A 9,140-nucleotide genomic window follows, 5' to 3' on the forward strand; every position below is an offset into this window, starting at 1 on the left:
GGCAAAAAATGACGCAATTGACAGGTTACTTGTTTATCATCAGCGCACCGTCCGGAGCCGGTAAAACCAGTTTGGTCAAATCGTTGCTACGCTCGGACTTAAGCCTCAGTCTATCGATTTCGCACACGACACGTCCGCCACGCACCGGAGAAGTCGATGGCTGTGATTACCATTTTGTAACTAAAGAAACATTCCAGCACATGCTACTGAATGGCGAATTTGTCGAAAGCGCGGAAGTTTATGGCAATCTTTACGGCACCTCGCAGCAATGGATCAATCAGGCGACCGCATCGGGACAGGATATTCTGTTGGAAATCGATTGCCAGGGCGCAAAACAGATACAGCAAATTTTCCCTCAAGCTGTCAGTATTTTTATTCTCCCGCCTTCCGCTGATGCTTTGGCGGCGCGCTTAAAAACGCGTGCGCAGGATGATCCCGAGGTTATCCGGAAGAGACTGTCCGCGGCACGGGAAGAAGTCAGTCATATTGCAGAATTCGATTATATTGTTATCAACAACCAGCTTGATGAAGCACTGAACGATCTGATTTGTATCATTAAAGCGGAACACTTAAAAAAAGAACGGCAAATAATAAAACATCGTGCACTCATCACCGGATTGTCATAATTCATTTCCAGCCAGATAGTGGCATCATTTTTTATCTTTTTATTGTAAAATCCATCCATAACCCACAATAGGAACACATACGATGGCACGAATTACCGTTGACGATTGTTTAAAGAGAATACCTAACCGGTTTGACATGACTTTGGCTGCAACCGCACGCGCCAGACAACTGGCTATCGGATCCGCTCCATTGGTGGAGCCTGGACGCGATAAATCAACCGTCATCGCGTTGCGCGAAATCTCGCAAGGCAAAATAGGGTTGGATATACTGAATCCCAGAAACATGTAATACAGCCTTTACACTAAGACTGTATTAAATTGCCATCTCTTTACCGCCCGGGATGCATATCAATGCCTCGATTGCGGATACTCCTGTAACCGGTTGCCAATCCAAGTTAAAACTCAAACGATGAGTTGGCATGATTTGGCTGGCATATATGGGATTTATAAAACTCTATGCCAGAAACAGAACTGCTCTTCACAGAAACATCGCAATATCTCAAGCCGGAGGATATTACTCAACTTAGAAACGCCTATTCTTTCGGCCAAGGAGCGCATTCCGGCCAATTCCGCAAGTCCGGCGAGCCTTATATCTCCCATCCGGTCGCGGTCGCGAGAATCCTGAGCAAGCTTCATCTTGACGCGCCCACGCTGACAGCCGCTTTATTGCACGATGTAGTGGAAGATACCAATATTTCCAAAGCCGAAATCAGCGAAAGATTTGGCGAACCCGTCGCAGAATTGGTCGACGGTGTTTCCAAACTGACCAAAATCGAATTCCAGACGCAAGAAGAAGCGCAAGCCGAGAATTTCCGCAAGATGCTGCTGGCCATGGCGCGCGATGTACGGGTCATACTCATCAAGCTGGCGGACCGATTGCATAATATGCAAACACTTGATGTCATGCTGCCGGCAAAACAACGCCGCATTGCCCGCGAAACCCTGGAAATTTATGCTCCGATCGCGCATCGGCTGGGACTGAATAATATTTATCAGGAACTGCAAGAACTGGGTTTCCGCCATTCTTACCCGCTGCGCTACCGGGTGCTGTTAAAAGCAACCAAAGCAGCGCGCGGCAACCGGCGTGAAGTCGTGGGTAAGATTCTCGACGCGATCAATCTGAAATTAAAAGAAGCAGGGCTGGATGCCGATGTGACCGGCCGGGAAAAGCATTTGTACAGTATTTACATGAAGATGGTGGAGAAACGTCTATCATTTTCCGAAGTGCTGGATATTTACGGATTCCGTGTGATCGTCAAGGATATCCCGTCCTGTTACGTGGCATTAGGGATGCTGCACAGCTTATACAAGCCCATCCCCGGTAAGTTCAAGGACTATATTGCCATCCCCAAAGCCAATGGCTATCAATCGCTGCACAGCACATTACTGGGCCCGTTCGGCATACCGATTGAAATACAAATCCGCACCGCCAGTATGCACCGGATTGCCGAAAACGGCGTCGCTTCGCATTGGCTCTATAAAAGTTCGGATGGCGATTTCAATGATCTGCGGTTAAAAACCAGTCAGTGGTTGCAGAGTCTGCTGGAAACGCTCAGCGATTCAACGGATTCCATGGAATTCCTGGAGCATCTCAAAATTGATCTATTTCCAGGCGACGTTTTCGTTTTCACCCCGCAAGGAAAAATTCTTTCCCTGCCAAGAGGTTCGACTGCCGTCGATTTTGCTTATGCCGTGCATTCCGATGTCGGCAATTGTTGCGTTGCGGTAAAAATTAACAGTGAAAATGCGCCTTTGCGCACCAAGCTAAAAAGCGGTGACCGGGTTGAAATCGTCACCGCCCCATACGCCAAACCCAATCCCGCTTGGCTCAGTTATGTCGCAACCGGCAGAGCGCGCTCGCATATTCGTCATTTCCTCAAAACCATCCAATATGACGAATCGGTCAAACTAGGCGAACGCATGTTAAATCAGGCACTGCTATCCTTTAACATGAATCCGGATGCGATCACCGAAGCGCAATGGGAAAAATTAGTACGCGACAGTGGCGTCAAATCCAAAGAGGAATTGCTGGCCGAAATGGCGCTGGGTAAACAACTCCCGGCCGTCGTGGCGAAACGCCTGGCCTCTCCCGCGGAGTCCATCTCACCTGCACAGAAAGCTGGCCCGATCACGATATTGGGAACCGAGGGAATTACCGTTCAGTTCGCCAAATGTTGCCGCCCTATTCCCGGAGACGCCATTATCGGCGTGATCAAAAAGGATTCCGGATTGATCATCCATACACATGATTGCGCTAATGTCACGAGCACTCAGAAGAATCCGGAGAATTATTTGGATGTCGCTTGGGGTAAAGACATCGCGCGAACCTTCGAGGCCGCCATCAAGGTCACGACAGCGAATAAACAAGGCGTGCTGGCACGGATTGCCGCTGAAATTGCCAAAGCCGAATCGAATATTGACGATATCGCCATGGAAAGCGAAGACGACTTCATGCACATGCGCTTTATTCTGCAAGTCAACAACAGGCATCACCTCGCCCGGGTTATGCGCAGTTTGAGACACCTGCGGGAAGTCGCGAAAATCAGCCGCACGAAAGGTTGATATTGTTTACACAGTAGCAATACTACCCGCTTGAATTCACGCCGCACTCGCAAATCCTGCTAATAACGGCTCAGTATAATCTCCAGCACGAATTTGCTGCCAATATAGGCAAGTAATAAGGTGATAAATCCCGCCAGCGTCCAGCGAATCGCAATTCGCCCCCGCCAGCCGTAGAACTGCCTTCCGGTAAGCAACGCGGCGAACACTCCCCAGGAAATAAAACCGAACAATGTCTTATGTGAGAAAGTCAAAGGCTGGCCAAACACTTCTTTGGAGAACACCACGCCGCTTAGAAGCGTCAGCGTCAATAAAATAAAACCAACCCAGATAATGTGAAACAACAATTTTTCCATCGCCAGCAGCGGCGGCAAATTCGTCAGCACCGAACGCGCGGCCGGATGATGCAATTGGCGTTCCACCACGGTCATCAGCAAGGCATGCAGTGCTGCGATGGTCAGCAGGCTGTAAGCCATCATGGCGACCAGCAAATGCGCTTTGAATGCCGGCAATTCGGTATTCTCGAGTGTCCGCAACGATGGAAAAAACAGCGGCAATAAAACCGCAACAGCGGAAGCTGCGGCAACGGGCGCAACCAGCGTTTGCAATCCTTGCAGTCGTTGAAAAAATCCCGAGAACCAGTAAATAAAGGCAGTCAGCCAAACAATCACTGAAATTGCATTGCTTAACCCGAAACTCAATCCCGCGCCGGCAAACATCGACTGATAAAGTGTGATGGCATGCAATGACAAAGGGATAAGCATGGCATAATGCATCCAGGTGACCGATACGGGCGCACGGTCATTTGCGGGCAATGAAGATTGCCCCCAGGTCGTGCGCCAAAAATACCAACCGATCAGTATATAAAGCAAAAAAGCTGCAGGATAAGTTAAAATGCTGGTCATTGAGGGTATCAGTTTTAAAATGCAGAAATAACTGTTAAGTCTACATGGCACGTTAACAAATTCAAAGTACTCACCCGGAATTTGTTAATCCCGGATACGCCCATAGTTCTAAATTCATCTTATTTTATGAGGTCTACAGTATGTTTGATAACCTGACAAGCCGGCTCAGTGGCGTCATTAAAACATTGCGCGGAGAAGCAAGGCTTACGGAAAGCAATATCCAGGATGCTTTGCGCGAGATTCGCCTGGCGCTGCTGGAAGCCGATGTCGCTTTACCGGTCGTCAAAGATTTCATTGCCAGCATTAAAGAAAAAGCCGTCGGCCAAGCCGTCATGAGCAGCCTCACCCCCGGTCAAGCCTTAGTCGGCGTAGTGTATCAGGAATTAATCGCCATTATGGGGGGAGAAAAAACCGATATTAATCTTGCAACTGTTCCCCCGGCCGTCATTCTCATGGCGGGATTGCAGGGCGCCGGTAAAACCACGAGCAGCGGCAAGCTGGCCAAGTGGATCATGGAGAACAAGAAAAAGAAGGTACTGTTAGTGTCTTGTGACATCTACCGCCCGGCCGCGATTCACCAGCTGGAACTGCTGGCCCAGCAAACCGGCGCCGATTTCTTCCCGGTTAAAGATGGACAGAAACCCGGCGAGATCGGTGCAGCCGCATTGGATTTTGCGCGCCGGCATCACCATGAAGTCATGATCGTCGACACGGCCGGCCGGCTAGGTATCGACGAAGCCATGATGCAGGAAATCAGCGAGCTGGAAGCATTGCTGAAACCGATCGAAACCTTGTTTGTCGTGGATGCAATGCAGGGGCAGGATGCGGTTAACACCGCCAAGGCATTCTCTGATGCGCTACCGTTAACCGGCGTCATTCTCACCAAACTCGATGGTGACGCACGCGGCGGCGCGGCCTTATCGGTCAAGCACATCACCGGCAAACCGATTAAATTCGCCGGTGTCGCGGAAAAATTAACCGGACTTGAAATCTTCCATCCGGACCGGATGGCGTCGCGTATTCTCGGCATGGGTGACGTGCTGGGGTTGATTGAAGAAGCGCAGCGCAATGCCGATCAGGAAGAAGCCGAAAAACTGATGAAGAAAATGAAATCAGGCAAGTCGTTCGACTTGAATGATTTCAAAGCGCAATTTCAGCAAATGCATAAGATGGGCGGTATGAGCGCGTTGATGGATAAACTGCCGGCGCAATTCAGCCAGGCCGCGCAAAACGTTAAAGTGGATGACAAAATCATTCACCGCACAGTGGGCATTATCAATTCCATGACTCAGCAGGAACGAAAAAAACCGGAAATTCTCAAAGCTTCGCGCAAGCGCCGCATCGCGGCGGGTGCGGGTGTTACCGTGCAAGAGGTCAATCGCCTGCTAGCGCAATTCGAGCAAGCCCAGAAAATGATGAAGATGATGAATAAAGGCGGGATCTCTAAAATGATGCGCGGGCTCAAAGGTATGATGCCGCGCATGCATTAAGGAAACGCTGATTAATCGGCAGCGGGCGCCCGTTCCAGCCCGGTGACTTGGGCGCCTGCCGTTATCTTTCTTGCCGCGAACCATCCTTTATTCATTTCCAGCGCATATTTCGCCACTCCCGCCGCATCATGCGATGTCAGCGTCTCCGGCTGCATTTCGGCAATATTCAGAATGACACCGCGCACATCGATAAAAGCAACGCTCAACGGAATATAAGTATTTTTCATCCACATGCTGTAATAGCCGCTGCTCGGAAAAACAAACAGCATACCGGTGTTTTCTTCCAGCGATTCGCGGTACATCAAGCCTTGCGAGCGCGATAGCTGGGTATGCGCCACTTCCGCAGCAATTTCATAGCCGGATATTGTCAATGGAATAACGTTGACTTCAGCGCAATAAGCACTGACAGGCAGCCATCCCAACACAGTCAGTTGTATTGCAAACCAGCGCATCAATGCTTGCCGGTGCTGCCGAACCCATCCTCGCCGCGGTGACTTTGATCGAAACTGTCCACCCGGTTGAATTCAACCTGAATCACGGGAACGATCACAAGCTGCGCGATGCGTTCCAGCGGATTCAGCTGGAATGAGGTCTGTCCCCGGTTCCAGCACGAGACCAGAATCTGTCCTTGATAATCCGAATCAATCAGTCCGACCAGATTACCCAGGACAATGCCATGTTTATGACCGAGTCCTGAGCGCGGCAATACCAACGCCGCCAGCCCGGTATCGGCCAGATGGATCGCAATGCCGGTTGGGATCAAGCTGGTTTCTCCCGGATTGATCGTCATCGGTTGCTCAATACAGGCGCGCAAATCCAATCCGGCTGAACCTGGCGTAGCATAGGCCGGAAGCTGTTCGTGCAAACGCGCGTCCAGAATTTTAATATCGATTTTTTTCATTCTTTTTTATTCAGTGGGTTGTATAGCAGATGAATATGTTTGATCAAACGCCGTGCTTGCTCTATTTTAGATGCTTTGGGAAGAACGTGCTTACCGGCGCCATCCAATAAAATCAATTCGCTTTCATCGGAACCGATCGCGTCCTGCGCCAAATTAGCCACCACTAGCGGCACATTCTTTTTGCGCCGCTTTATTGCCGCGTTCTCTTCAAGATTCTCTGTTTCCGCTGCGAAACCGACGCAGAAAGGCGGTTTCGGCAAATTTGCCACCGTTTCCAGTATATCCACGGTAGGAACCAGCTCCAACAGTAGTTTGCCAGCAGATTTCTTTATCTTTTGCTGACTGAGCTGGGCTGCGCGGTAATCCGCAACGGCAGCCACACTGATAAAAATATCGGCTTGCGCTATTTCCGCTTGCACTGCACGCAGCATGTCCTCGGCGCCGACCACTGCGATGAATTGGCTGACGGCAGGCGGCGCCAAGCATACCGGTCCGGAAATAAGCGTAACGGTTGCACCGGCCTCTGCTGCCGCTTGTGCAATGGCGTAGCCCATCTTTCCGGAACTGCGGTTGGATATTCCTCGCACTGCATCGATCGCTTCAAATGTAGGGCCTGCGGTCAGTAAAACTCTTTTGCCCTGCAACAACGGAGCGGTTTGAAGAATCATTTGCACGGCTTCGGCCAGTTCATCGGCTTCCAGCATGCGCCCCATTCCTATTTCACCGCAGGCTTGCTCACCGCTGGCTGGACCAGCTATTGTTATGCCATCTTGCCGCAGCAGGGATAAATTGCGCTGGGTCGCCGGATTCTCCCACATTTGCCGGTTCATTGCGGGCGCTACCATCAAAGGACAATCCCGCGCCAGACACAGTGTCGTCAGCAGATCATCGGCCATGCCATGGGCCAGTTTGGCGATAAAATCCGCGCTGGCCGGTGCTGCCAAAATCATATCGGCATCGCGGGACAGGTTGATGTGCGCCATATTATGCAGGGCATTGGTATCCCATAGATCGGTATAGACAGGATTGCCGGTCAAAGACTGAAAAGTGACGGGGCCGACAAAACGGCAAGCAGCTTGCGTCATAACCGTTTGCACATCAATTCCGCCTTGCGTCAGCAGACGGGCCAATTCCGCTGCTTTGTAAGCGGCTACACCGCCGGTTACCCCCAGTACTACACGTTTTTTCGATGCAGAAGACGCATATGCGGCCATCATAAGCAAAATTCCAAAATAAACTTAGTCCAATCAATATACTAAAATCAAGAAATAATAGACAACCCGGCACATGACTTATCTATTCTACTCAATACGGCTGCGTCCGGTGCCGCTATCAGTTACCACTGCCGCTGTTTTGGGTCAGGTTGCAAGCGATCTTTGACTACCGGCAGCGATTCTTATTTTACATGACACAGCAATTCACTATGGCGATTACCAATTGGCCGGTATCCGAACGGCCACGCGAGAAATTATTACAAAAAGGCGCTACTGCCCTTTCGGATACCGAGCTACTGGCGATTTTCCTGCGCACCGGGATCACGGGTAAAAGTGCCGTGGATCTCGCGCGGGAATTACTTTCACATTTTGGCAGCTTAACCAATGTATTCGCTGCCAGTCAAACCAGTTTCTGCCAAATACCGGGAATGGGTATTGCAAAATATGCACAGCTGCAAGCCGTATTAGAAATGGCTAGGCGCTCACTCAACGAGGAGTTGAAAAGCGGCGATGCAATGAATTCTCCCGGATTGGTCCGGGATTTCCTGCGCTTAAGCCTGGCAAACAAACAGCACGAGGTATTTCTCGGCATTTTTCTCGACGCCAAAAACCATACGATCGTCAGTGAAGAGTTGTTCAGCGGCACACTGACACAAGCCAGCGTTTATCCGCGAGAAGTGGTCAAGCGTGCTTTACATCATAACGCCGCCGCAATAATCTTCGCGCACAATCATCCATCCGGGGTTGCTGAGCCCAGTCATGCAGACAAAGTATTAACTCAATCCTTGAAACAAGCATTAGCCATGATCGATGTTAAAGTATTGGATCACTTTATCGTAGGCAATGGCACTGCTTTCTCATTTGCAGAGAATGATTTAATTTGAGTTAATCAGGCGAATCAGGATATAATCTTCGTTTCTAAGAATTCTGGAGTGCGCTAACATGGCACGAGTATGTGAAATAACTGGCAAAAAGCCAATGTCAGGACATAATGTTTCTCACGCAAACAATAAAACTAAAAGGCGTTTCCTGCCCAATTTGCAACGCCGCAGATTTTGGGTTGAAAGCGAAAGCCGCTGGATTAGTTTACGATTAACTAATGCTGCATTGCGTACTATCGATAAGAATGGTATTGACGCGGTATTGGCAAAATTGCGCGCTGAAGGTAAAGGCATTTAAGAAACTAACCACAGGTCAGTTAAGGAGTTAGCATTATGCGTGAAAAAATTAAACTTGAATCCTCGGCAGGTACGGGACATTTTTATACAACAACCAAGAACAAACGTGCAAAGCCCGAGAAATTGGAGTTGATGAAATTTGACCCTGTTGCAAGGAAACACGTTAAGTACAAAGAAACAAAGCTCAAATAATACCAGCAACAACGAGCGCAATAAAAAAACCCGCCGTAGCGGGTTTTTTTATTGCGCAACTTCCGTTCAGTCAAT

At 49.6% G+C, this 9,140-nt stretch carries 11 protein-coding genes; 7 read left to right on the forward strand and 4 right to left on the reverse strand.

From position 1 onward, the window contains the following. Positions 1-8 precede the first annotated feature (8 nt). The 3 genes from gmk (at position 9) to ABD07_RS02825 (ending at position 3,188) form a co-directional block, all read left to right on the forward strand. Positions 9-626, forward strand: coding sequence for a guanylate kinase (gene gmk / locus ABD07_RS02815; protein ID WP_160817031.1), 618 nt, complete (start codon positions 9-11; stop codon positions 624-626). An 82-nt stretch (positions 627-708) separates the two neighbouring features. After that, positions 709-915, forward strand: coding sequence for a DNA-directed RNA polymerase subunit omega (rpoZ, locus tag ABD07_RS02820; protein WP_108698247.1), 207 nt, complete (start codon positions 709-711; stop codon positions 913-915). A 167-nt stretch (positions 916-1,082) separates the two neighbouring features. Beyond that, positions 1,083-3,188 carry a RelA/SpoT family protein gene (locus tag ABD07_RS02825; RefSeq protein ID WP_160817032.1) on the forward strand — a complete coding sequence of 702 codons (2,106 nt, stop codon included), beginning with the start codon at positions 1,083-1,085 and terminating at the stop codon, positions 3,186-3,188. A gap of 59 nt (positions 3,189-3,247) precedes the next feature. On the opposite strand, the gene ABD07_RS02830 is transcribed toward ABD07_RS02825, so the two are convergent. Next, positions 3,248-4,090: a cytochrome C assembly family protein gene (locus ABD07_RS02830; protein ID WP_160817033.1), complete on the reverse strand. Its 843-nt coding sequence runs from the start codon at positions 4,088-4,090 to the stop codon at positions 3,248-3,250. A gap of 140 nt (positions 4,091-4,230) precedes the next feature. Between ABD07_RS02830 and ffh the strand changes: the two genes are divergently transcribed. Next, positions 4,231-5,580, forward strand: a complete 1,350-nt coding sequence (gene ffh / locus ABD07_RS02835; protein WP_108698250.1) for a signal recognition particle protein — start codon at positions 4,231-4,233, stop codon at positions 5,578-5,580. 11 nt (positions 5,581-5,591) lie between these two features. On the opposite strand, the gene ABD07_RS02840 is transcribed toward ffh, so the two are convergent. The 3 genes from ABD07_RS02840 to coaBC are packed head-to-tail and all read right to left on the reverse strand — an operon-like array spanning position 5,592 to position 7,695. Then, positions 5,592-6,032, reverse strand: a complete 441-nt coding sequence (locus tag ABD07_RS02840; RefSeq protein WP_160817034.1) for a DUF192 domain-containing protein — start codon at positions 6,030-6,032, stop codon at positions 5,592-5,594. Further along, positions 6,032-6,481, reverse strand: a complete 450-nt coding sequence (gene dut, locus ABD07_RS02845) for a dUTP diphosphatase (RefSeq protein ID WP_132426271.1) — start codon at positions 6,479-6,481, stop codon at positions 6,032-6,034. The genes ABD07_RS02840 and dut overlap by 1 nt, the downstream gene beginning before the upstream one ends. Then, entirely contained in the window at positions 6,478-7,695 is a 1,218-nt protein-coding gene (coaBC, locus tag ABD07_RS02850) for a bifunctional phosphopantothenoylcysteine decarboxylase/phosphopantothenate--cysteine ligase CoaBC (protein WP_160817035.1), read from the reverse strand. Before coaBC ends, dut begins: the two co-directional genes overlap by 4 nt. Positions 7,696-7,904: 209 nt before the next feature. On the opposite strand from coaBC, the gene radC reads away from it, so the two are divergent. Genes radC through rpmG form a run of 3 tightly spaced genes read left to right on the forward strand, consistent with a single transcriptional unit; the run spans position 7,905 to position 9,065 of the window. Next, on the forward strand, positions 7,905-8,579 hold the full coding sequence (gene radC, locus ABD07_RS02855; protein ID WP_108698253.1) for a RadC family protein: 675 nt from the start codon (positions 7,905-7,907) through the stop codon (positions 8,577-8,579). Positions 8,580-8,637: 58 nt separating this feature from the next. Beyond that, positions 8,638-8,874 (forward strand): 50S ribosomal protein L28, encoded by a 237-nt coding sequence (rpmB, locus tag ABD07_RS02860; protein ID WP_108698254.1) that lies wholly within the window; start codon positions 8,638-8,640, stop codon positions 8,872-8,874. Positions 8,875-8,909: 35 nt separating this feature from the next. Then, on the forward strand, positions 8,910-9,065 hold the full coding sequence (gene rpmG, locus ABD07_RS02865) for a 50S ribosomal protein L33 (RefSeq protein WP_013966630.1): 156 nt from the start codon (positions 8,910-8,912) through the stop codon (positions 9,063-9,065). Positions 9,066-9,140: the final 75 nt, after the last annotated feature.

The organism is Nitrosomonas oligotropha (assembly GCF_009833085.1).
Taxonomy (GTDB): domain Bacteria; phylum Pseudomonadota; class Gammaproteobacteria; order Burkholderiales; family Nitrosomonadaceae; genus Nitrosomonas; species Nitrosomonas oligotropha.

Excerpts from the sequence above, each read along its gene's own strand:
- gmk (WP_160817031.1), top strand. The coding sequence starts at position 9 with ATGACGCAATTGACAGGTTACTTGTTTATCATCAGCGCACCGTCCGGA.
- rpoZ (WP_108698247.1), top strand. The coding sequence starts at position 709 with ATGGCACGAATTACCGTTGACGATTGTTTAAAGAGAATACCTAACCGG.
- ABD07_RS02825 (WP_160817032.1), top strand. The coding sequence starts at position 1,083 with ATGCCAGAAACAGAACTGCTCTTCACAGAAACATCGCAATATCTCAAG.
- ABD07_RS02830 (WP_160817033.1), bottom strand. The coding sequence starts at position 4,090 with ATGACCAGCATTTTAACTTATCCTGCAGCTTTTTTGCTTTATATACTG.
- ffh (WP_108698250.1), top strand. The coding sequence starts at position 4,231 with ATGTTTGATAACCTGACAAGCCGGCTCAGTGGCGTCATTAAAACATTG.
- ABD07_RS02840 (WP_160817034.1), bottom strand. The coding sequence starts at position 6,032 with ATGCGCTGGTTTGCAATACAACTGACTGTGTTGGGATGGCTGCCTGTC.
- dut (WP_132426271.1), bottom strand. The coding sequence starts at position 6,481 with ATGAAAAAAATCGATATTAAAATTCTGGACGCGCGTTTGCACGAACAG.
- coaBC (WP_160817035.1), bottom strand. The coding sequence starts at position 7,695 with ATGGCCGCATATGCGTCTTCTGCATCGAAAAAACGTGTAGTACTGGGG.
- radC (WP_108698253.1), top strand. The coding sequence starts at position 7,905 with ATGGCGATTACCAATTGGCCGGTATCCGAACGGCCACGCGAGAAATTA.
- rpmB (WP_108698254.1), top strand. The coding sequence starts at position 8,638 with ATGGCACGAGTATGTGAAATAACTGGCAAAAAGCCAATGTCAGGACAT.
- rpmG (WP_013966630.1), top strand. The coding sequence starts at position 8,910 with ATGCGTGAAAAAATTAAACTTGAATCCTCGGCAGGTACGGGACATTTT.